Source organism: Trueperaceae bacterium, assembly GCA_023954415.1.
Taxonomy (GTDB): domain Bacteria; phylum Deinococcota; class Deinococci; order Deinococcales; family Trueperaceae; genus JAAYYF01.
Genome location: JAMLIB010000012.1, coordinates 10,718 through 32,589 on the forward strand (window position 1 = coordinate 10,718; position 21,872 = coordinate 32,589).

A 21,872-nucleotide genomic window follows, 5' to 3' on the forward strand; every position below is an offset into this window, starting at 1 on the left:
CTCCCGCAATCCGCCCTATCGCCGTCCTGGCAAGCGTCGTGGCGGGCAATCCCAGCCGCTCCGCCTGCTCTCTCAACCCTTGGTGCAGCGCGCTGGGCAGCGGCACGTGGATGTTCTTCCGATCCGTTGGCTGCATGGCTTGCCATCTCCGATGTCACATTTTCTTGACATACAACAGGACTCGTGGAATCTCTTCTGCCCCACCCAGCCCAGCACATCCGTGCAGGAGCCGCCTCCGCGCATGGTCCATCGACTCGCGTGTCCTCGTACCATCCTTCCCGGATGGGCGAACCTCGCAGCGCGCCGCGCGCGACGTCTGCTAGGTTGAGCGCGCCGACCCGAAGGCGCACGCCCCCGAGCCAGCCCATCTCCATCGTCAGGCGCGCGGGCACGAAACCCGCGGCGGCGTGACGAGGTGGAGAGTGCGCATACTTCTGACCCGCTCTTTGGCCGCTTGCCTGAGCGTCGGACTGCTCGGCGGTCCCATCGGTTTACCCAGCTCGGTGGCGCTGGCCGCCGGGAGACCAAGCATCTCAGGAGACGAGACGGGGCGCCTGCTGGCGGCCCTGATGACCGCCAGGCAGGAGCTGCCGCGCGACACGTTCGACACGTTCTCCGCCCTCGACCAGACCGACTTCACCGCCGAGGGCGCCTTCGCCTGGGTCAGGGACGAGACCAGGCTCGTCCCCTACCTCGGGGCGCTGCGCGGCGCGAGCGGCGTGCTACTCGACCGCGAAGGGAACAGCCTCGACCGCACCCTGCTTCTGCAGGACCTGCTCGACGCGCTCGGGTACGACACACGCCTCGTGCGCGGCACGTTGAGCGAAGAGACGGCGGCCGGGCTGCTGGCCGGCGTGCGCGGGCGCGACTGGCAGCGCACCTGGGAACGCGCGGCGCTCACCGACCTCGGCGAACCGACGACACCCGCGGAGCTCGCCGAACGCTTCGGCGTGGACGCGGCCCTCGTCACGGAGGCCGGGCGACTCACGACTGAACGCGCAGCCGCCCTGGAGGCGGCCATGGCCGAGCGCACGTCGGCCCAGACGGCCTTGCTGAGCGGCATGCTCGGGGCTCTAGCGCCGGCCGGCGCTTCCGGGCCCGGCGGCGCTGGCGGGCCGACAGGCGCGACCGACGCTCACGAACGAGCCCTGCTGGACGCCCTCGCCGACCACTGGTGGCTCCAGTACCAGGACGAGTCCGGCGCCTGGGTCGACCTCGATCCGAGCCTGACCGGCGGCGAGCCGGGCAGCACGTTGACGACCGCCGACGAGACGCTCGACGCCTTCGGCCTGGCGGAGCTACCCGCCGAGCTGACCCACCGCGTGAGCCTCGCCGTCGTGCTCGAATGCGTGGTCGACGGTGCGTTGAGTGAGACGACGCTCGTGGCCACCGAGCCGCTCCTCCCCTCGCGGCTGCTCGGCCAGCGCGTGTCATTCACGGTGCTCCCGGGCGGCCTGACCGAGGAAATCGCCGCCGACCCCGACGCCCTGATCGAGAAGCTCATGAGCGAGCAGCACTGGTACCCGACCATCAATGTCGGCGATGTGACACTCACCGACCTCGAGTTCTCACCGGCGTGCGAGACGAGCCCGTACTCCCCCTCGTCGCTCGGCACGGCGATCAGCGACACCCTCTTCGGCGCCATGGACACGCTCTTCGGCGCCGGGCCCGCCGAGGACGCCGTCAGCGCGCTGCGGCTCGAGTTCCGGTCGCAGCGACCCGGCGCGGACGACGTCGTGCTAGCGCGCCACCTCTTCGATGCCCTCGGCCCCGCCAAGCGCGCGGCCGGCGACCTCCGGCTGGATGAGAACGACGCCGCGCGCCTAGCCTGGCGCCTGAAGGCAATGGGCGAGACGGAGGCGCTCGTGACCGCGGGCGGCGTGAGCCGCGCGTTCGCGGCGGACCTGGCGGCGCGGGCGCTGCTGGCAGGCGAGAGCGGGCTGAGGGCGTTCGCGGACGGTGTGGGCGAGCAGGCCAAGGCGCAGCCGGAAGCCGTCGCGCCGAGCGCCCTGCTCGCGCTCGTCATGGAACGGCAGAAGGCACAGCCAACCTCCCTCTACCAGGCCGAGGCGAACGTGTTCCTGCGCCACACGTGGCTGGAGGACGGCGAGCACGGGCTGGCCCGGCATCAGGCCCTCGACTTCGTGAGGGCCGACCTGGCATCCTACTCGGACGCGGCCACGGCGCGCGCCGAGCGCATGGCGCAGGGCGTGGCCGACACGAACGCCGAGGCCCTCATCGTGCGGCAGCTCTGTGAGGACGACGCGACCGCCGAGTACTGCCTCCCCTACGGCAACGCGGCTGAGCGCATGGCGGCCTCCCCCGCCGCCGGCTCGTGGCTGGTGCTCGCCTCGCTCTCGGAGGTCGACGCTGTGCTGCCCACCTGGTCCGCCGACGCCCGCGCGAGCCTGGCCGCCGACCTGCGCGCCGGCTTCGCTGCCGTAGCGCCCGCCACGCTCGAGCCCTCCGGCCGGCCCGCCACCTGGTGGCGCGTCGACCCGGCCACCGGCGCGGTCCTCGGCGTCAGCGAGAGCGGGCGCGGCGACGCAGCGGTCGAGTACGGGATGCTGGTCAACGTTATCGGCCTGGCCTTCTGCATGGTGGGCGCGGTGAGCGCCGATTCGATCAGCGCCCTGTTGCTGTGCGGGTTCGGCTTCGCAACGGGCACGGGCGTCCTGCTCGGTTCGGCCACGGCCGTCGGACACGGCACGGGGCTCTTGATGGTCCTATCAGCCGTGCTGTACGGCCTCGGCGGGCTCGGCATCCCGGGAGGCCCTTGAGCAGCTAACGTCTGGCGACCCGGAACCCCATGTGGCCCGTCGTGCTGTCCGGCGTGTTGAAGGTGCGGGCCGCCACCCGGTAGCGGTTGCAGTAGGAGGCGTGGCAGAGGTACGAGCCGCCCTTCACGACGCGGCCGGGGCCGTGGCGCGGGCCTTGCGGGTCGGCGATCGGGGGTGAGCTCCGGGGGTCCGTGGCCACGTGACGGCGTTGCGGGTCTGCCACTTGACCCCTGTCGTGTAGATCGGCGACAGTGCGCGAGCCTGCGCTCAGGTTCACGTCCGGGCCGGCGCCGGCGGCGAGGGCCGGGCGGCTACCGCCGCCGAACCGGTCGGCCCCGAACCAGTCCGAGCACCACTCCCAGACGTTGCCCGAGACGTCGTGGAGGTCGTAGCCGTTGGGGGCGTAGGAGCCGACCGGCGACGTCCCGACCCAGCCGTCCTCCCCCGAGTTCCGCACGGGGAACTCGCCCTGCCAGATGTTGCAGCGATGCTCGCCGCCGGGTCGCAACGTGTCGCCCCACGGGTAGCGCCTGCCCTCGAGCCCGCCCCGGGCCGCGCGCTCCCACTCGGCCTCCGTTGGCAAGCGCACGCCGGCCCAGGCGCAGTAGGCGACGGCGTCGTTCCACGAGACGTGGACCACGGGATGGTCGGCCCGCTCGTCCACCCCGCTGCCGGGACCATCGGGTCGGCTCCACGTCGCGCCATGCACCTGGCGCCACCACGGGGCGGCCGGCACGGACCGGTAGGCCTTCGGGTCGGCCAGAAAGAGCTGGAAGACGAAGGACCAGCCGAAGCGCTCGGCCTCGGTCACGTAGCCCGTCGCGGCCACGAACTCCGCGAAGTCGGCGTTGGTGACGGGGTACTTGTCGATGGTGTATTCGGAAAGCTGCACCTCGCGAACGGGCCCCTCGCCGTCGGCCGGGAAGCCTTCACCGTTCGAGCCCATGAAGAACGTGCCCGCCGGGATGTGGACGAGGCGGTGCGCATGGCGGTCGTGCGCGTCGCGGTCGTGCGCATGGTAGTCGTGCGCGTGGCGGTCGTGCGCTTCGCAGTCGCCCGCTGTCGCGCCGACACGCGCACCGGCCGGGAGCGCGGCGGCGGCCGAAGCTGATGCGCCGACAAGTGGCACGGTAGCTGACGCCTGCGCCGCGGCGGCGGCCAGGCCGGAGTCCGCTCCGCTGACCTGCGCCCCATTGGGCGCGAGGCTAGGCACCGAACAACAACTAGGCTCTGATCTCTCCACTCGCGGCCTCCCGAGGCCTAGCCTAGGGCATGAAGTGACCCCGGCCTGATAAGACACAAGAAGAGTTAGCACACAAGTATATATCCACTTATACTGGTCGTCGAGTTGGAGGAGCCTCGATGAGCCAGATAACCATCTACCTCGAACCCGACCTCGCGAAGCGCATGCGCGAGGCGGCCGAAGGCGAAGGCATCTCCCAGAGCAAGTGGATAGCGCGGCTCGTCGAGGAGCGGCTCGACGACATGTGGCCTCCCGAGGTCCTCAGCCTCGCGGGCTCGATGCCGGACTTCCCTTCCCTGGATGAGATCCGGGCATTCGAGGGCGAAGACCTCCCGCGCGACTCCTTCTGATGTTCGCGCTAGACACGAACACCGTCATCCACTTCCTCAAGGAGGGCGGTAGGGTGCTGGTCAATCTCGCACGCGTCCCCCGGTCCCAGGTCGCCATACCAAGCACCGTGGTGTACGAACTGGAAGTAGGAACCCTTCGGCTGACCAACGCCGACGCTCGGCGAGCACGGATCGACGCGCTCCTGCGAACCGTGACTATCTTGCCGCTCGGACGGGAGGAGGCGGAAGCCGCTGCCCGCGTGCACGCGGGGCTCGAGGCGCGCGGACAGATCATCGGCCCGCGGGACACCCTCATCGCCGGCACCTGTCTGGCAGCGAACGCGACGCTCGTGACGCGCAAGACCCGCGAGTTCGCGCGGGTTCCCGGGCTCAAGGTCGTCAGCTGGTACGAGTGACGGACCGGCGTGCCTCGCCTACCGGTTGGGTCGCCTAATGGTTGGGTTTGGCGCGGCACGACCAAGCCCTCGCGGGCATTGCCCTAACGATCCGGTTGAAGCGACCACTAGGGTGTAATTACGATTACAGGTAATCACGCATCCATGTAAGTACGGTTACAAGTCCACCCAGGTCGAGCTGCCGACCTCCTGCCCGGCTAGATGTCAAAACCGGAGCCGGCTAAATGTCAAAAACTATTACGGCTGATCGTCAATCCGCAGTGTATCTTGCCATTGTGGATCGGATCGAACGCCGTCTCCAGCCCGTCATCCGGGAGCGCATGGCAGAGACGCCGGTGCTGCTACTCGAGGGTCCGCGGAGCGTCGGGAAATCGACCTTGTTGGCAGAGATCGCGACGAGTACTCCTCACGCACGATCGTTCGACTTCGATGACTAAACGGTCCTGGCACTGGCGCAACAGAACCTCTCGCTGATCACGCAAGAAACACTCCCCGTGTTCGTCGACACATCCCCGACGTCCTGCAGGCCATCAAGGCGCGACTCAACAAGGAGCCGCACCGTGTTCCCCGTGCTCTCGAGCGTGCGCTCGACGGCGACTGCCGTTGGTGGATGGCGGGTCCGCTTGGCCATGAGGTTCTCTCGCATGTTAAGCGCGATGTCTAGGCTCTGGATGTCTTGGCGCGGGATTTCTCGGCTAAGGACTTCTCTCCGTTAAGGATCTCTCTCAACGAGGGATGTCTCGGCGCGGACAGTCCTCAACCGGCCACCGCGGCGCGCAAACCCATACCCAGACGGCGTGCGCCTTCCGCCAGCTCCTCCGGAGCGTAACGACTGAACGACAGGCGCAAGTGGTCCGAGAACCCCCCACCGGCCGAGAACGCCGCTCCGGGCGCGAAGTCGGCGCCCGCCTCGCGCGCTGGGCCACGCAAGCGCTCCGCACCGACGCCCGGCAGCCGGGCCCAGATGAAGTAACCGCCCCGAGGCTCGTCGAAGGCGAGCTCGGGAACATGCTCGCGCAGCGCCGCCGCGAGTGCGCCCGCGCGCTGGGCGTACGCCCGGCGCAGGTCGCGCACGTGGTCGGAGAACCGTCCGTCGGCGAGTAGCTCGCCCACCAGCGCCGCGACGACGGGGTTGAGCCCGCCGCCGCTCCTGAGGAAGCCGCTCGCGCCTACACGGCCGATGACTGCTTCGGGACCGCTGAACCAACCCAGCCGCAGGCCGGGGCCGAGCGTCTTGGAGAACGAGTTCAGCGACACGACGTGCTCGCGTCCCGCGCCAGCCAAGCTCGCGATCGGCAGGCCCTCGAACTGGAGCAAGCGGTAGACCTCGTCGGCCACGACGAGCGTGCCGGTGCCGGCAGTAAGCTCGACAACGGCCGCGCGTCGCTCGGGCGTCAGCGTCACGCCAGTAGGGTTGCCGAAGATCGGCACGAGGTAGAAGAGCGCGGGCCGATGCGACGCGAGCGCCGCCTCGAGCTCCGCCGGCAGCGGGCCGTGCTCGTCGCACGGAACGGGCACGACGTGGAGGCCCCGGTCGGCGAACACCCTGAGCGCGAGGAAGTAGGTCGGTTCGGCCACCAGCACCGTCTGGCCGGGCCGGGTGTACAGGGTGCAGAGGATGTCGAGCGCCTGCGAGGCGCCGCCCGTTACGAACAGCGCGTCCGGGTCGGTGGCGACGCCCGTCTCGGCCGCCAACGACGCCGCGAGATGCCGCCTGAACCGCTCGGACCCCTGCTCGGCGCCGTACTGGAGGATGGAGGGGTCGGCGGCTAGGGCGCACTGCGCCGCTGAGCGCAGCAGTCCCAGGGGTAGCAGGTCGGTCGACGGGTGCCCTGGGCCGAGGTCGATGACCCCGGGTCGCCAGGTGGCAGTGATCGTCGCGGCGCTGTCGGCGGCCGGGTCCATTCAGCCCACGATATTACCGAGGAGGCGTCGCCGTGGTCCTTGCGCCACCAACCGGCCCGCACGCGCCAACAGGGACTACTCGCGCCAGATCGCCCAGCTCAGGTCCTCCAGTGCCATGCGCTGGTCCTCGGGCCGCCCGGCCTGCCGCAGCAGCGCCGCGATCTGCCCGCGGTGGTGCGAGTCGTGCACGATGCAGTGCTGGATGAGGTGAGCCGGGTGCGATTCGTAGTACCCCTCGAACCCCCGACCCGCGGCCATGGCGTCCAGCACGGCGCTGCGCATGGCGGCGTCCCCTTCGTCGAACGCGGCCTGCAGTTCGGCGATGCTCTTGACGGTGAGCCAGGTCGGCGTCTCGCCCGTCACGTCAGTGACGCGCGCAGCGTGCTCTGGCGAGACACGCTTCAGCCAACTGAGCCTGAAGTTCACGATGTCGGCCAGGTGCTGGCCGATGTTGAAGCCGCCCACCCCGTCGCTGTACTCGAGGTCGTCCATGGTGAGGGTTTCGAGCAGGGCGCGCGTTACACGGGCGTTACGGTCGAGGGACTCCAGGAGCAGTTCGACTTCGGTTGGTATCGGCATGGTCGGTCGTCCGCCCTTCGGCGCGCGGTTGCCGCGGCGCCTCGCGGTCTCATCGACGCGCTCGCCGTCGATTCTAGCGGCGCAGGCGCGCAGATACCGCAGGATGGGCGAACCCACTGTCTCCGACGGCCGACGTGCTGGCGTCCGCACCGTCTGGCGATCCGCGCGCACGCTTCCGTCCACCAGTTCCTCCCTACATACGCCATCCCAGCGCCGCACCTTGACAGCCCCAGTCACCCCTCCCTATCCTTGGCACCAGTCGAGCAGCTTGCGTTAGCGGTAACCTAGCGTGTCGAACAGGGGTCGCGATAGCGGCCCACGCATTCGCCCAACCCGGGTTCCGCGGGCACGGGCCGTCCTAGAGACCATCGGGACGGCCGACGGCGAGCGAAAGGATGTCCGCATGCCAGGCGAACCAGTACCAGTACGCGAACTAACGGTCGACTCCCTCCCGGTCGCCGTCTACGGCAGCACCGAGGCCATGGGGTTGGCCGCGGCGCTCGCAGCACGCGAGGCGCTCACGGCCGCCATCGCCGAACGTGGCGAGGCGAACGTCATCCTCGCGACGGGCAACTCGCAGCTCGCCTTCCTCCACGCGCTGCGCGAGCTGGACGGCATCGCCTGGCGGCGCGTGCGGGCGTTCCACATGGACGAGTACCTCGGCCTGCCGGCCGGTCACACGGCGAGCTTCCCACGCTTCCTGCACGAGCACTTCCTGGACCACGTGCCGCTCGGCGAGTTCCACCCGGTTCCCGGCGATCAGGACATGGCCGAGGAGAACTGCCGCGCCTACGAGGCGCTGCTGCGCGCCCACCCGGCCGACCTCGTGGCGCTCGGCTGGGGCGAGAACGGGCACCTCGCGTTCAACGACCCGCCTTACGCGTTCTTCGACGACCCGCACTGGGTGAAAGTGATCGAATTGGCCGAGGCGAGCCGCAAGCAACAGGTCGGTGAGGGGCACTTCCCCACCCTAGCCTCCGTGCCGACCCACGCCGTCACCCTCACCATCCCCGCGCTGCTGGCCGCCAAGCAGGTCCTCTGCATCGTGCCGGAGGCGCGCAAGGTCCCGGCCGTGCAGGCCTGCCTGTACGGGCCGGTCACCGAGGACCACCCCGGCTCCGTCCTGCGCACCGTGCGGCACGCGCGGCTCTACCTGGACCCGGCGTCCGCGGCGGGGCTGCGATGAGCGGCGGCGCCGCGACTGCCTCCGCCGGCAGCCCTCCCGTGAGCGACGAACCCGCGGCGAGCGGCTCCTCCACGGCCGCCTTCGGCCGCTTCGACCTAACGGGCCGCGTAGCGCTCGTCACGGGCGCCACAGGCGTCCTTGGGGGCGAGATGGCGCGCGGCCTGGCCGCGCACGGGGCGAAGATAGCCGTGCTGGGCAGGAACGCCGAGCGCGCGGAGGAACTCGCCGCCGGCCTCGCCTCCGAAGGGTACGAGGCGCTGGCGACGCCGGCCGACGTCCTCGACCGCCCCTCGCTCGAGCGCGCGCGCGAGGCGATCATGAAGCGCTTCGGGCGCCTGGACGTCCTCGTGAACGCGGCGGGCGGCAACATGCCCGGCGCCACTCTGCTGCCGGGCGCGAGCTTCCTGGAGCTCGGCGAAGAACCCATGCGCGAGGTGATCGACCTGAACTACATGGGCACCGTCCTGCCCATCCAAGTGTTCGGGGCCGAGCTCGCCAAGGGCGGCCACGGCAGCATCGTCAACATCTCCTCCATGGCGGCGCTCCGCGCCATCACGCGCGTCGTCGGCTACTCGGCCGCCAAGGCCGCCATCGACAACCTCACGCGCTGGCTCGCCATGGAGTTCGGCCGCCAGTACGGCGGTGGCCTGCGCGTCAACGCCATGGCCCCCGGGTTCTTCATCGGCAACCAGAACCGCCGGCTCCTGCTGGAGGAGGACGGCTCGCTGACGGCGCGGGGGCGCACCATCATCGATCACACGCCGCTCGGGCGCTTCGGCGAGCCCGAGGAGCTGGTAGGCACACTCGTATGGCTGTGCTCTGACGCCAGTCGCTTCGTAACGGGCGTCGTGGTGCCCGTGGACGGCGGCTTCGCCGTCACCAGCGGGGTGTGACCGGAAGGTGACCGACCGGTCCGGACGACGCGGCGAGGGCTCCAGGCCGAGGACCGTCACGAACGCCGACGTCGCGGCTGCCGCCGGCGTGTCGACCATGACCGTATCGCGCGTCGTGAACGGCACGGGCAGGGTCAGCGAGGCGACGCGCCAGCGCGTCCGCAAGGCGATCGACGAGCTCGGGTACCAGCCGAACCAGCTCGCGCGCTCACTCACCCAGGGCCGCACGCGCACCATAGGCATCGTCGTCCCGGACATCACGAACCCCTTCTTCCCCGAGATCGTCCGCGGGGCGGAGGACGCCGCCTGGGCGGCCGGCTACACGGTGGCCCTCGCCAACGCCGTCGAGGACCAGGCTCGCGAACGCGCCGCCCTGCGCAACCTCGCCGGTCACAGGGTGGACGGGGTGATCGTCTGCAGCCCCCGCCTCCCGGATCACGAGCTGACCGACCTGCTGGCGGCCCACCCCGCCGCCGTGCTCGTCAACCGCAAGGTCCACGGCGCGCCTGCCGTGAGCCTGATGGTCGACGACCTCCTCGGCGCGCACCTCGCCGTCGGGCACCTGCTCGGGCGCGGCCGCACCCGCCTGGCGCTCCTCGGCGGCCCCGACCGCTCGGCCAGCGCCAAGTACCGGCGCGAGGGGTTCCTGGCCGCCATGCGCGAGGCGGGCGTGGGCGTCAACGAGGCCCTCCTCACGCACTGCGAGCCGAACGAGGAGGCCGGCTACGAGGCCGCAACGCGCTGGGCGCAGGCCAAGGGGGGCGCGCCGTTCGACGGCATCGTCGCCTACAACGACCTGGCCGCGCTCGGCGCAGTGCGCGCGCTTAACGCCGCCGGGCTGCGCGTGCCCGAGGACGTCGCCGTCGTGGGGTGCGACGACATCCGCATGGCCAGCGCCGTCGCGCCGTCGCTGACGACGCTGCGCATCGAGAAGTACGGCCTTGGCCGCCTCGCGGTGGAGATGATCTTCGCTCTGCAGCGGGGCAGGAAGCCGGCGGACAAGACGTTCGCGCCGGAGCTGATCGTTAGGGAGAGTGCGCCGTGAGCCCCAGAAGAGAAGAGAAGCAGGCATCCAGGAGAACGCAGAGCAGCACGCATTGGAGAGAACGATGAGCGAGAGCACCAGTCCCGCGCCTGGCACGACGCCAGACATGCCGGCCGACCGGGCGGCGGCCGCGCGCGTGGCCGCGGAGCACGGGCGCCAGGCGGCGCCTGGCAGCGCCCGCGGCGTGGACGGCCTGTTCTTCTGGGCCGAACCCGGGGCGGGCGGCGGCCGCCTCGTCGTGGCCACCCTGGCGAACCACGCGCTCGGCGCGAACGCCGCCGTCATCGAAGCGCTCGGGCCGGAGACCCATGCGAGCGGCGGCTGGACCGTCTTCCGCGCCAACCGCGCTCCCGCGACGGACGCCGCGCTCCGTGCGCTCCTGCCGAACCTCGCGCCGCGGCCGCTCGGCCTCGCGACGAGCGCCGGCTTCGGCGACCGGCTCGGCCTCGCCACGCCCGGCCACGTCGACGCCCTGAACGCCTGCGGCGCCGCCGGCAAGGTGGCGGCCATCTTCGGCCAGCAGTCCATGCGCGAGAACGCCCGCACGGGCCGCACCCCGCGCGAGGTCGTCGACGACGCGACCTGGGGCGCGTTCACCGCCGGCTGGCAGCACGCGGTCGGCGCCGACGCCGACCACCTCAAGACGGAGGCCGACATCGACCTCTGCCTCGCAGCCGGCTACTCCTTCTTCACGATCGACCCCGGCGAGCATGTGAACCCGGCCGCGGACACGCTGGAAGGGGCCAAGCTGCAGGAGGCGTTCGACGCCCTGCCGTGGCAGGCGCTGGAGACGACGCCGGGCGACCTGCGGGCGCGGCTCGGCGGCGCGCGCGTCGACCTCGGTGCCGCGCCTGCGGGCGCTTCGGCCGCAGCCGGCTCCGGCGCGGCTTCCGGTATGGCAGGCGCCCACGCGGCTGCGGACGTCGTGACCTTCGCCCCCGGCGCCCTCGAGCGGGCCGCCGTCAAGTACGGCAGGGCCGTCGCCCACGTCGCGAGGCTGGCCAGGCACCTCGTCGCGCGGGCCGGCTACCCGACGGAGCTCGAGGTATCCGTCGACGAGACGCCCACCCCCACGTCGTTCGCAGAGCACGTCTACTTCGCTACGGAGCTGCGCCGCCTCGGCGTGCGCTGGGTGTCCCTCGCCCCGCGGTTCGTCGGGGAGTTCGAGAAGGGCGTCGAGTACATCGGCGACCTGGGCGAGCTGGCGCGCTGTCTACGGGGCCATGCGGCCATCGCGGCCCAACTCGGCCCCTACAAGCTGAGCCTCCACTCCGGCTCCGACAAGTTCGCCGTCTACCCGATCGCGGCAGCCGCCACGGGCGGCCTCGTGCACCTCAAGACGGCGGGCACGAGCTACCTGGAGGCGCTGCGCGTGGTGGGCGCGCATGAGCCCGAGCTGCTCAGGCGCGTCGCCGAGCTGGCCTTGGAGCGTTTCGCGGAGGACGTGCACTCGTACCACATCTCCGGCAGCCCCGCGCGGATGCCGGAACTGGCGGCCTTGGGCGGTACCGCCATCTGCGCGCTCCTCGAGCAGCTCGACGCCAGACAGGTGCTGCACGTGACCTTCGGCTCGGCCCTCAAGGCCCACGGCGCCGAGATCCGCGCGGTGCTACGGCGCGAGCCGGCCGCGTACCGGGCCGCGCTGCGCCGCCACTTCGAGCGGCACATCGCCCCGCTCGTCACCCCGCTCGTCACCCCGCTCGCCACCCCGCTCGCCACCGGCGCCAGGGGTGCCGCGTGAGCGGGCCGCAGGGCGAGCGCAGGTCCGACAGCGGCCGCAGACCCCAGGGCGACCCGGCGCGCAGAGCGACCGGTGCGGCCTGGTCGCTCGACCCGGACCGCTGCTTCTCCCCCGAACCGAGCCGGCGCGCCCTCGCGCGCGCGCTCCACGCCGAGGTCGCGGGGCTGCCGCTCGTCTCCCCGCACGGCCACGTGCCGCCCTCGCTGCTGCTCGACGACGCGCCCCTCGGCGACCCCGCCAGCACGTTCGTGGTACCCGACCACTACCTGCTCCGCATGCTGCACAGCCAGGGCGTGCCCCTGGAGCGGTTGGGCGTGGCGCGCCTGGACGACGCCCCCGTCGAGACGGACCCGCGCGCCATCTGGCGGGAGTTCTGCGCCCGCTTTCACCTCTTCGCCGGCACGCCGTCGGGGCTGTGGCTGAAGCACGAGCTCGTCGACCTCTTCGGCCTCACCGAGCGACCGTCGGCCGCGAACGCCGACAGGACCTACGACCACCTCGCCGCCCGACTGGCCGAGCCGGGGTACAGGCCGCGCGCCCTCTTCGCGCGCTTCGGCATCGAGGTCCTCGCGACGACGGACGCCGCCACCGACTCGCTCGACGAGCACTCCGAGCTCCAGCGGGAGGGCATGAACGTCGTCCCGACCTTCCGGCCGGACGCCGTAATCGACCCGACGCGTGAGGACTTCCTCGCCAACTTGCGGCTGCTGGAGGAGCGCAGCGGCGTAGCCGTCGACGGCTACGCCGCCTACCTCGCCGCGCTCGAGCAGCGCCGCGCCGCCTTCAAGGCCGCGGGCGCGACGGCGACGGACCACGCGGCCCTCACGGCCGACGCGGCGCCCCTACCCGAGGCCGAGGCGGTCTTCGACCGCGTGCTGGCCGGCGCGGCCACCGAGGCCGAGCGCCGGGCGTTCGCGGCGAACATGCTCATGGTCATGGCCCGCATGAGCGCCGAGGACGGTCTCGTCATGCAGCTCCACGTCGGCTCCCTGCGCGACCACCACCGCCCCACGTTCGAGCGCTTCGGGCGCGACAAGGGCGCCGACATGCCCATCGCCGGCGGCTGGACGCGGCAGCTCGCGCCCCTCCTGAACGAGCTCGGCGCGCATGAGCGTTTCAGGCTCGTGCTGTACACGCTCGACGAGACGACCTACTCGCGTGAGCTCGCGCCTCTGGCCGGCTTCTACCCCGCCCTGCGCCTCGGCGCGCCGTGGTGGTTCTTCGACTCCGTGCTCGGCATGGAGCGCTACCTCGACGCCGTGAGCGAGACGGCCGGCATCTATAACCTCGCGGGTTTCGTCGACGACACGCGCGCCTACCCCTCCATCCCCGCGCGCCACGACGTGTGGCGGCGCGTGACGTGCGACTGGCTGGCCGGCCGCGTGGTGCGAGGCCTCATCGACGAGGACCAGGCCCCCGCCCTCGCGCGCGCCCTCGCGTACGACCTCACGAAGGAGACCTACCGCCTGGGTGCCAACGGCTGACGTGACGCCGTACCTACACTTCAGCGTCGACGACGTCTTCGGCTGCCTGCGGGACGCCTTCACGGGCACCTATGCCAGCCCGTTCGCGCAGCCCACGTTCGCCTACCTGCGCGACCTGCACGAGCGGCACGGACTGTGCGTCAGCCTCTACTGCTTCGCGGAGGACAGGCCGGAACGTGGGACCGAGGGACGGTCGACGGAAGGACCGGGGCGCGGATCCTTGGGCTCGTCTGCCGCCGGCTGGCGCCTGGCGCACGCCGACGGGCGCTTCGCCGACGAGTTCGCCGCCGCACCCTGGCTGCGGTTCGGCTTCCACGCCCTGAACGCCGGAACGCGCTACTCGGCCGGGGCGACGCCGGCGGAGGTCGCACGGGCGCACCACGACGAGGTGACGGACGCCATCGTGCGCTTCGCGACCTCCGCGGCCCTCGACCGGGCGCCGCGCCTGCACTACTACACGGGGTCGCTGGCGGCCGTGCGGGCCATGGCGGCCAGCCCGCACGGGCTCCTCGGCCTGCTGACGGCGGACGACGACCGCGCCGAGGTCTACCACCTGGACGACGAGACGCGGCGCCGAGTGCGGGCAGAAGGCAGCCTGGGCGACCCGACGACCGGCCTGAGGCTCTTTTCGACGGACCTGCGCCTCGAGCGTTTCGAGCAGGACGTGGGCGAGATCGTAGCGGTGGCGGGGCGGCGCGCGGCGCTGGTCGGGCGAGAGCCTCTCCCCACAAAGCCCAGCTCCGTGCGCACCGGCGCGGCTACCGTGCGCGCCGGACCTATGGCGCACTCTGCACCGGGGGTGCGTCCAGTGCCGGGAGCGCGGGCTTTCACCCACGAGCAGTACCTGGTGGAGGCGCGCGTCAAGGACCGCCTGGAGCGTCTGGCGCGCGAGTGGAACGCGTTGGGTTGGCGGACGGGGTTCCCGCTGGACGAAACAGCCAAGTGAAGACGAGCGAGCGACGTGGCCCAGCCGTCCGCTACCGACATCATGGCCCTGGCTCGATCCGCGGCGTGCCTACTCCGCGCTATCCGCCGCCTTGAACGCCTCCGGCGCGCTCAGCCCGCGGAAGTTCCACTCCCCGTCGCGCCTGGGCGGCCAGATAACGGCCGTGGCCCGCCCGGCGATGGCCATGGCCTCGACCGGACCGAAGTAGCGGGAGTCCTCGCTGCCGCCGGCGGAGCGGTTGTCGCCCATCACGAAGTAGTGGCCCGCCGGCACGACCATGTTCAGGACCACCGGGGTGCCCTCGGCCGTCCCGGCCGGCACCTCGACGTTCTTCAGGACGTTGCCGTAGAAGAGCTGCACGCGAGGGTCGTCGACGCTCACGCTCGCGGGCGCGAAGCCGCCCATCGGGAGCATGGGGACGGCGTTGCCCTTGGGCGTCGTCTCGAAGCCCATGACCAGGGCGCTCACGGCGCCGTCGCGAACGATCACGGACGGGAAATCGACGGGCGCGACGCGGATGGTGCCGGAGTCGGTGATGAAGCCCTGGTCGATGGCCACGTCGTTGACGTACACCTGACCCCGCTCGATGCGGATACGGTCGCCCGGCACACCGACTATGCGCTTGATGAAGAAGTTGCGCTTGCCGGACTCCAGCGCGGTCGGGGCCGTGGCCGGCTCGCGCAGCACGACTACGGCACCGCGCTCGTAGTGGCCAAGGAGGCCGGCGCGGCGCAACCACGTGTCGAACTTGGGGATGAAGACGCGGTCGCCGGTGAGCAGCGCCTGCAAGACGTTGCCGCGGCCGTTGCCGCCGTCGAGGTTCGGCTCCATCGACGTGCCCACGACGCCGACGGTCGTGAACAGGAACGTGACGACGAGGAAGGCGATGACGAGCGCCTCCGCGTAGCCGCGCACCTCGCGCCAGAAGCGCTGCTTGAACGTGAGCGTGGCCGCCGGTTTGCCACCGCTGCCGGAGCCGGTCCGGCCGCTTGCGGCGCCCGGGCGCAACCGCGCTCGCGCCATCGCTCGCGGCGTATCGGATTTGTTATCGCTGCTTCTGGTCATGACGGCATAGCCTACCGTGAACGCCCGGCGCTACCTGAGAATCGTGACTCAGCACGCTGTTCACCCGGGCCGCGCGAGTCGGACGGGCGCATAGGGCACCCGGCCACCACCGCCACCGCGAAAGGAACGCGCATGCCACGTACGCCAACCCGACTCCTGATCGCCCTGACGTTCGCCATGGTCGCCATGGCCGGCGCCCAGCGGCCGTTCAACGTCCCCAACTACTACGTCTCCCAGCTCACCAAGCTGCAAGCGGGCGTGAGCGTGACCGGTCAGCTCGACGAATCGGACGGCCAGAACTACAAGGACGGCTCGTACCTCGACATCTACACGTTCGAGACCGGGATGGACGAGGAGTTCGTCGTCACCGTCTCCAGCTACGACTTCGACACCTACGTGAGCGTCTTCGATCCGGAAGGCGGGCTCTACGACTGGAACGACGACGACGGCTACGGCGACGCCTACACCTCGCGCCTCCAGGTGTACCCGTACACGGCCGGCAAGTACTACATCGTGGTGAGCGGCTACAGCCAGTACGACCTCGGCGAGTACGAGATCGTCGTCGACCAGGGCATCGGCGCCGGCCTCGAGGACGCCACGCCCATCAGCGCACCCGGCCAGTACAGCGGCGTCCTCGCAGCGTCGGACCCGACCGTGCCGTCCGGCTGGACGGGCCCGAGCCACGCGTTCCTCCTCCAGCTCAGTGAGCCCACCGCCCTGCGCATCGCGGCCTCCTCGAACGACTTCGACACTTACCTGTACGTGTACGACTCGGCCGGCTACGCGGTCGCGAGCAACGACGACGCCGATTACAGCGAGGAGCTCGGCTACAACAGCGACTCTGCGCTGTTCACCCTCCTGAGTCCCGGCACGTACGTCGTGTACGTGGCGGCGTGGAGCCTCGACGGCGAGGGCGCCTACACGCTGGACCTCGAGGTCTACGTCCCCCAGCGCTGAGCCGCCGTCCGGCGCGTTTCGTTCACTGGGGGCCGAAGCGGCTAGCATGGCCCCACGCATGCCGGCCGACCCCCACACAGGCTCGCTCTTCGAGTCGCCCGCAACCGAACCGCTTGCCGCGCGCATGCGGCCCAGGACCCTGGCCGAGTTCATCGGCCAGGGTCATATCATCGGGCCCGGCCGCCTGCTGCGGCGGGCCATCGAGGCCGACCAGCTCTCGTCGCTGATCTTCTACGGGCCGCCGGGCACGGGCAAGACGACGCTCGCCAGGGTCATCGCGAACTCCACGCGGGCGCGCTTCACGGCCATCAACGCCGTGCTCTCCGGCGTCAAGGAGATCCGTGAGGCCGTCGCAGCGGCGCAGGCCTCCCGCCGCGCCGGCGCCAAGACCATCCTCTTCGTCGACGAGGTGCACCGTTTCAACAAGGCCCAGCAGGACGCGCTCTTGCCGTGGGTCGAGAACGGCACCGTCATCCTGGTCGGCGCGACGACAGAGAACCCGTTCTTCGAGGTCAACAAGGCGCTCGTCAGCCGCAGCCGCGTGTTCCAGCTCCAGCCGCTCGACGAGGACGACCTGCGGGCCGTGGCGTACCAGGCCCTCGACGACAAGGAGCGCGGCTACGGCAATCGCACCGTCGAGCTCGAGGAGGACGCCCTCGACCACCTCGTCAACGTGGCCAACGGCGACGCGCGCGCCCTGCTGAACGCCCTCGAGTTGGCGGTCGAGACGACCCCGCCCGAAGGCGGCCGCGTGCGCGTCACCAAGGAGGTCGCCGAGGAGTCCATCCAGCGCCGCGCCGTCCTGTACGACAAGGAGGGCGACGCGCACTTCGACACGATCAGCGCGTTCATCAAGAGCGTGCGCGGCTCCGACCCCGACGCCGCCCTCTACTGGCTCGCCAAGATGGTCTACGCCGGCGAGGACCCGCGCTTCATCTTCAGGCGCCTCCTCGTCCTGGCCAGCGAGGACATCGGACTGGCCGACCCGTCGGCGCTGCCCAAGACGGTGGCGGCGGCGCAAGCCTACGACTACGTGGGCCTGCCCGAGGGCCGCTACCACCTGGCGCAGGCGACCCTCTACCTTGCCACGGCCCCGAAGTCCAACAGCACGCTGGCCTTCTTCGACGCGCTGGCCGCCGTGGAGCGCGAGCGCGACTCGGAGGTTCCCGTCCACCTGCGCGACGGGAACCGCGACAAGGAGTCGCTCGGCCACGGGGCCGGCTACGCGTATCCGCACGCCTACCGGGACCACTGGGTGGCGCAGCAGTACCTACCGACGTCGTTGCAGGGCCAGGTCTTCTACCAGCCGAGCGCAAGCGGCCACGAGGCGGCCATCCGCGCCGAGGTGGAGCGCAGGCGCGAGGCGCAGCTCGCGGCCATGTTGGAAGCGGAGCCCACGCCCGAGGTCCTCACGGTGGCGCCACGCGACGGCCGGGCGGCGGGACAGCGCGAGCGGTGGCTCGAACGCGCCGTGTCCTCGCGGGGCAAGCGGCTGGGCGAGTTGCGAGACGCGCTCTTCGGCCTGACGCCGCTGACGAGGCACCACGTCGTACTCGACCTGAAGCCGGGGACCGGCCTCCTGACCTGGGAGGCCGTGCGGCGCACGCCGGAGGGCCAGGTGTGGGCGCTCGAGCCGGACGAGAGCGCCGCGAGCGCCCTGGACGCCCAAGCGAGCAACCTCCCGGAGCTAGACCGACCGGTCGTTCTACGCACTAACCTCGCGTCCCTGACAGCCGAACTCGTCGGGGCCGTGAGGTTCGACGCCGCGCTCGGGCGGGGGGCGCTGGCCGGCACCAGGGAGGGCGACCTGCCGCGCGTCCTCGCCACCCTGCGCTCCGTGATGGTCGCCGGGGGCGGCCTGGCGCTGGCGGAGGTCGACACGCGGAGGGCCCAGCGGCTCAACGCCCTCGTCGACATGGCCGGCGAGGCACCGGGGCTGGCCGAGCGCCTCGCGGCTGCGGAGGAGTCGATCTACGCCCCGTCCGGTCCCGCGCGGGGCAACACGCTCGGCGCCGCCCCCGAGAAGGTCGCCGAACTGCTCGCCGGCGCTGGGTTCGCCGACGTGCAACTCACGCGACTCGAGTTCACGGACACGCGCCGGCTGGCCAGGGAGACCGTGGAAGGTTGGTTCGCACGGGGCGCCGGGCGCCCCGCCTTCGTCGACCACCTAGCGGGCATGCTGGGCGAGGAGGAGCTGCAGCGCGTCGAGAGGGTCTTCAAGGCGCAGCTCGCCGACCAGGAAGTACGCTGGCGGACCACGTACTACTTGCTGAAGGCCACGGCCGGCTGACCGGGCTTCGCGTTACCGCACAACAAGACGTAACGTCTGGTGGGCACGGGTCTGCCTCCGGCCGCGAGAGGCTAGGCCTCGAGCCGGCCGCCGGCGCGCCCTTGGCCCGCCCCACTGCTATGATGTACGCCACAACAAGTGGGAGGACTTAGGAGAGGGAGATGGCGCGAACGGAGCGCTGGATCTGGTCCGGGGCATCCGAGGAGTTTCGCTGCTCCACCGGCCACCGACAACCGGTTGAACCTACTCGGGGGGCTCGCCCATGGCTGCGCAGCCGGCTGCCGTGAGCCGCGGCCCGCAGCACGCGCTGACCCTGCGTTACGCGTTCCTCGTCGGGCTGCTCGAGCTGGCGATAGCCGTGCCGATGCCTGTCCTCGTGCTGCACATGACCGGCCGCGGGCTGGACCTGGCGGTGATCGGGCTGGCCTTCACGCTGCGGGCCGTGTTCGTCGTGCTCCTGGAACTGCCTACGGGCGGGCTCGCCGACGCCATCGGGCGCCGACCTGTCGCTCTCGCTTCGCAGCTCTTCACGCTGGCCTCGTTCGGGGCGCTGCTGTTCGTCTCCGGCCCCTTCCTCGCCCTCGTCTACGCCCTCCTGCAGGGCATCGGCTCCGCCCTCCACTCGGGCGCGCTCGATGCCTGGTACGTGGACGAGCTCAAGCGCCTGGAGCCGGAGGTCGAGCTGGAGCCCCACCTCGCCACGGTGAACGTCTACCAGTCGGCCGGCATGCTGATAGGCACGGCCCTGGGCGGGGTCCTCCCCAAGCTCACGGCTGGCCTCGACCTGCCATGGCCCCTCTCGGGGTTCGGCGTGGCGCTGTTCGCCGGCGTGGTGCTGCGCGGCCTCGTATGGCTGTTCACTTACCTGCTCATGCAGGAACCGGTGAAGCCGCAGGGCGGCGAGCTGGTCGGCTTGAAGGCGGTCCCGGCCATCCTCATGGATGCGGGCAGGCTCACGAAGCGCATCCCGCGGGTCAGGTGGCTGCTCGTCGCGGCCGGCGCGAGCGGGCTGGCCATGGTCAGCATCGAGACCTTCTGGCAGCCCATCGCGGCCCTCACGTTCGGCGACCAGCCGGACGACTCCCTCCCGTTCGCCGTCCTCGGCACGCTCTCCGGCGTAGCAGTCCTGCTTGGCAGCCTCGCTGTGATGCGCTGGGGCAAGCTCTTCCCCGGCGGCAGCGTGGCGCTCGCCGGCGTCAGCACGGTCGTGCGTGGCGTGGCCATGCTGCTGTTCGCGGCGCTGGCCTCGGCGTGGGGCCTCGGCGTCGGCCTCGCCGTCACCTACTTCGCGCTCGCAACGACCAACGTCCCCCATTACGCCCTCCTGCACGACACCATCCCCTCCTCACGCCGGTCGTCCATGCTGTCGGTGCACTCCCTGGTGTTCTTCGCCGGCATCGCGATCGCCTCGGGACCGCTGGGGTGGCTGGCCACGCAGATGGGGCCGAGGCCGGCCCTCGCCATCGCGGCCATGCTCACGATAGGCTCGAGCCTCGCCTACGTCATCGTCGCGCGGCTGAAGCCGGTGCGCATCGAGATGACCGAACACGACGCCATGGTCTCGGTGGTAGTCGATGACCAGGAGGTCGCGGCCGTCAACGCCATCACCGCTCCGGTCGGCGGGCCCGAGGGCGCGTTCGAGGCGGCGGCGCGCGAGCAGCTCATCGAGTAGCTCGCCAGCTGCCCGCCACCTTGCGGTAGCCTCACGACCCATGGACCATCTGCCCGATACCGACCGCTCAGCGCCGTCCCGGAGCGGCACGGAAGAGCCGGAGCGCCTACTCGAGTTGGCTTACGCCGCCATGCGCCTCAAGGACGAGCCGCGCGCGGGCTGGGTGATGCACGGCGTCCAGGATCCGGAGAGCGTGGCGGCGCACTCCTGGGGCACCGCCTACCTCTGCCTGCTGTTCGCAGGCGAGGCGGGCGTCGACGCGGGCCGCGCCGTGACGATGGCCCTCGTGCACGACATCGCCGAGGCCAAGACGGGCGACTTCGCCGCACGGGCCGCCGCCGAGGACCGGCGCGTGCCGGAAGCCGAGAAGGCTCGGCTCGAGCGCGCGGCCGTGCTGGAGCTGCTGCCGGGCGCGACGGCGGCCACTCCCGCCGCGCTCTGGCATGCCTACGAGGAGCGAGGAGACGCCGAGGCGGTGTTCGTGCGCGATATGAACCTCATCGATATGTGCCTGCAGGCCCTGAGGTACGAACGCGAGGCGCGCTACGACGCCAGCGTCCTGATAGCCTCACGCGACTCGCACAGGCACCTGGACGAGTTCTTCCTCAGCGCCGAGAAGCGCCTGAGCACCGACCTGGCCAGGCGGCTCTTCACGCGTATAGAGGAGCAATACCTGTTGGCTAGGCGCATGTGAAATGGCCTAGGGCGTCCTGGACCCTATCTCCTCATCAGGGAGCATCGTCAACCACACCGTCGAGAACAGCCTTTTCTCGAGTTGCTGGTGTCTTGTGGCACGCACACTCAGAGGCAGTGAGTCAGTAGGGTGCTCAGTGTACTGGCCAGCCCCCAGGAGTCGAACCTCCCCGGCTACGACCTCCATCAGCTCAAGGGGAACATGAAAGGGTATTGGTCCATCACGGCGAACGGCAACTGGCGAGTCACTTTCAAGTTCGCCGGAACCGATGTCGACCAGGTCGACTACGTCGATTACCATTGAAGAAGGTGACCATCATGTTCGACCATCCTCATCCCGGAGAGATCCTCAAGGAAGACGTGCTGGGGCCACTTGGTCTTAGCGTCACGGAGGCAGCCGAACGGCTCGGCATGACGCGCCCCAATCTCTCCCGCGTACTCAATGGCAAGGCCGGCATCAGCCCCGAGTTGGCGCTTAGGCTCGAGTCCGCCGGTGTCAGCACTGCCAAGTTCTGGATGAACCTGCAGACGAACTACGAGCTCGCGGAAGCCGCCAAACGACCGCAGCCTCGGATCAAACCCCTAGTGAACTCCCTAGCAGCCCACTAGACCGGGCCAGAACCACAAGCTGGCCCTGGCCGTTCCGTA

At 70.8% G+C, this 21,872-nt stretch carries 19 protein-coding genes; 15 read left to right on the forward strand and 4 right to left on the reverse strand.

Going from position 1 to position 21,872, the window contains the following annotated elements; genetic code table 11:
• Positions 1 to 422: 422 nt before the first annotated feature.
• Positions 423 to 2,780 carry a hypothetical protein gene (locus M9914_13100; GenBank protein ID MCO5175112.1) on the forward strand — a complete coding sequence of 786 codons (2,358 nt, stop codon included), beginning with the start codon at positions 423 to 425 and terminating at the stop codon, positions 2,778 to 2,780.
• A 4-nt stretch (positions 2,781 to 2,784) separates the two neighbouring features.
• On the opposite strand, the gene M9914_13105 is transcribed toward M9914_13100, so the two are convergent.
• Positions 2,785 to 3,993 carry a formylglycine-generating enzyme family protein gene (locus M9914_13105; protein MCO5175113.1) on the reverse strand — a complete coding sequence of 403 codons (1,209 nt, stop codon included), beginning with the start codon at positions 3,991 to 3,993 and terminating at the stop codon, positions 2,785 to 2,787.
• A 149-nt stretch (positions 3,994 to 4,142) separates the two neighbouring features.
• On the opposite strand from M9914_13105, the gene M9914_13110 reads away from it, so the two are divergent.
• Complete coding sequence (locus M9914_13110; protein MCO5175114.1) at positions 4,143 to 4,373, forward strand: ribbon-helix-helix domain-containing protein; 231 nt, start codon at positions 4,143 to 4,145, stop codon at positions 4,371 to 4,373.
• Entirely contained in the window at positions 4,373 to 4,768 is a 396-nt protein-coding gene (locus M9914_13115; GenBank protein ID MCO5175115.1) for a type II toxin-antitoxin system VapC family toxin, read from the forward strand. Before M9914_13110 ends, M9914_13115 begins: the two co-directional genes overlap by 1 nt.
• 756 nt (positions 4,769 to 5,524) lie before the next feature.
• Here the strand turns inward: M9914_13115 and M9914_13120 are convergent.
• Together M9914_13120 and M9914_13125 are read right to left on the reverse strand one after the other, a co-directional pair.
• On the reverse strand, positions 5,525 to 6,673 hold the full coding sequence (locus M9914_13120) for a PLP-dependent aminotransferase family protein (GenBank protein MCO5175116.1): 1,149 nt from the start codon (positions 6,671 to 6,673) through the stop codon (positions 5,525 to 5,527).
• A 75-nt stretch (positions 6,674 to 6,748) separates the two neighbouring features.
• A complete protein-coding gene (locus M9914_13125) occupies positions 6,749 to 7,252 on the reverse strand; it encodes a DinB family protein (protein MCO5175117.1) in 504 nt (167 codons plus the stop codon).
• Between the two features lie 403 nt (positions 7,253 to 7,655).
• Between M9914_13125 and M9914_13130 the strand changes: the two genes are divergently transcribed.
• The 6 genes from M9914_13130 (at position 7,656) to M9914_13155 (ending at position 14,547) form a co-directional block, all read left to right on the forward strand.
• Entirely contained in the window at positions 7,656 to 8,438 is a 783-nt protein-coding gene (locus M9914_13130) for a 6-phosphogluconolactonase (protein MCO5175118.1), read from the forward strand.
• Positions 8,439 to 8,476: 38 nt separating this feature from the next.
• Positions 8,477 to 9,331: an SDR family oxidoreductase gene (locus M9914_13135; protein ID MCO5175119.1), complete on the forward strand. Its 855-nt coding sequence runs from the start codon at positions 8,477 to 8,479 to the stop codon at positions 9,329 to 9,331.
• Between the two features lie 7 nt (positions 9,332 to 9,338).
• Positions 9,339 to 10,376: a LacI family transcriptional regulator gene (locus tag M9914_13140; protein MCO5175120.1), complete on the forward strand. Its 1,038-nt coding sequence runs from the start codon at positions 9,339 to 9,341 to the stop codon at positions 10,374 to 10,376.
• 64 nt (positions 10,377 to 10,440) lie between these two features.
• The gene (locus M9914_13145; GenBank protein MCO5175121.1) at positions 10,441 to 12,117 is read left to right on the forward strand and encodes a tagaturonate epimerase family protein; all 1,677 of its coding nucleotides are present in this window, start codon (positions 10,441 to 10,443) and stop codon (positions 12,115 to 12,117) included.
• A complete protein-coding gene (gene uxaC / locus M9914_13150) occupies positions 12,114 to 13,601 on the forward strand; it encodes a glucuronate isomerase (protein ID MCO5175122.1) in 1,488 nt (495 codons plus the stop codon). The genes M9914_13145 and uxaC overlap by 4 nt, the downstream gene beginning before the upstream one ends.
• Entirely contained in the window at positions 13,588 to 14,547 is a 960-nt protein-coding gene (locus M9914_13155; protein MCO5175123.1) for a hypothetical protein, read from the forward strand. The genes uxaC and M9914_13155 overlap by 14 nt, the downstream gene beginning before the upstream one ends.
• A 69-nt stretch (positions 14,548 to 14,616) precedes the next feature.
• Here the strand turns inward: M9914_13155 and lepB are convergent, their stop codons facing one another.
• On the reverse strand, positions 14,617 to 15,612 hold the full coding sequence (lepB, locus tag M9914_13160; protein MCO5175124.1) for a signal peptidase I: 996 nt from the start codon (positions 15,610 to 15,612) through the stop codon (positions 14,617 to 14,619).
• Positions 15,613 to 15,744: 132 nt separating this feature from the next.
• Here lepB and M9914_13165 point away from each other — a divergent pair, with 132 nt between their 5' ends.
• The 6 genes from M9914_13165 to M9914_13190 all read left to right on the forward strand — a co-directional run bounded on the left by M9914_13165 (position 15,745) and on the right by M9914_13190 (position 21,833).
• Positions 15,745 to 16,569 (forward strand): DVUA0089 family protein, encoded by an 825-nt coding sequence (locus tag M9914_13165; GenBank protein MCO5175125.1) that lies wholly within the window; start codon positions 15,745 to 15,747, stop codon positions 16,567 to 16,569.
• Between the two features lie 58 nt (positions 16,570 to 16,627).
• Positions 16,628 to 18,859, forward strand: a complete 2,232-nt coding sequence (locus M9914_13170) for an AAA family ATPase (GenBank protein MCO5175126.1) — start codon at positions 16,628 to 16,630, stop codon at positions 18,857 to 18,859.
• A 262-nt stretch (positions 18,860 to 19,121) separates the two neighbouring features.
• Positions 19,122 to 20,531 carry an MFS transporter gene (locus M9914_13175; protein MCO5175127.1) on the forward strand — a complete coding sequence of 470 codons (1,410 nt, stop codon included), beginning with the start codon at positions 19,122 to 19,124 and terminating at the stop codon, positions 20,529 to 20,531.
• A 40-nt stretch (positions 20,532 to 20,571) separates the two neighbouring features.
• Positions 20,572 to 21,225 carry an HD domain-containing protein gene (locus tag M9914_13180; protein MCO5175128.1) on the forward strand — a complete coding sequence of 218 codons (654 nt, stop codon included), beginning with the start codon at positions 20,572 to 20,574 and terminating at the stop codon, positions 21,223 to 21,225.
• A gap of 129 nt (positions 21,226 to 21,354) precedes the next feature.
• Entirely contained in the window at positions 21,355 to 21,528 is a 174-nt protein-coding gene (locus M9914_13185) for a type II toxin-antitoxin system RelE/ParE family toxin (GenBank protein ID MCO5175129.1), read from the forward strand.
• Positions 21,462 to 21,833: a HigA family addiction module antitoxin gene (locus M9914_13190; protein ID MCO5175130.1), complete on the forward strand. Its 372-nt coding sequence runs from the start codon at positions 21,462 to 21,464 to the stop codon at positions 21,831 to 21,833. The genes M9914_13185 and M9914_13190 overlap by 67 nt, the downstream gene beginning before the upstream one ends.
• Positions 21,834 to 21,872: the final 39 nt, after the last annotated feature.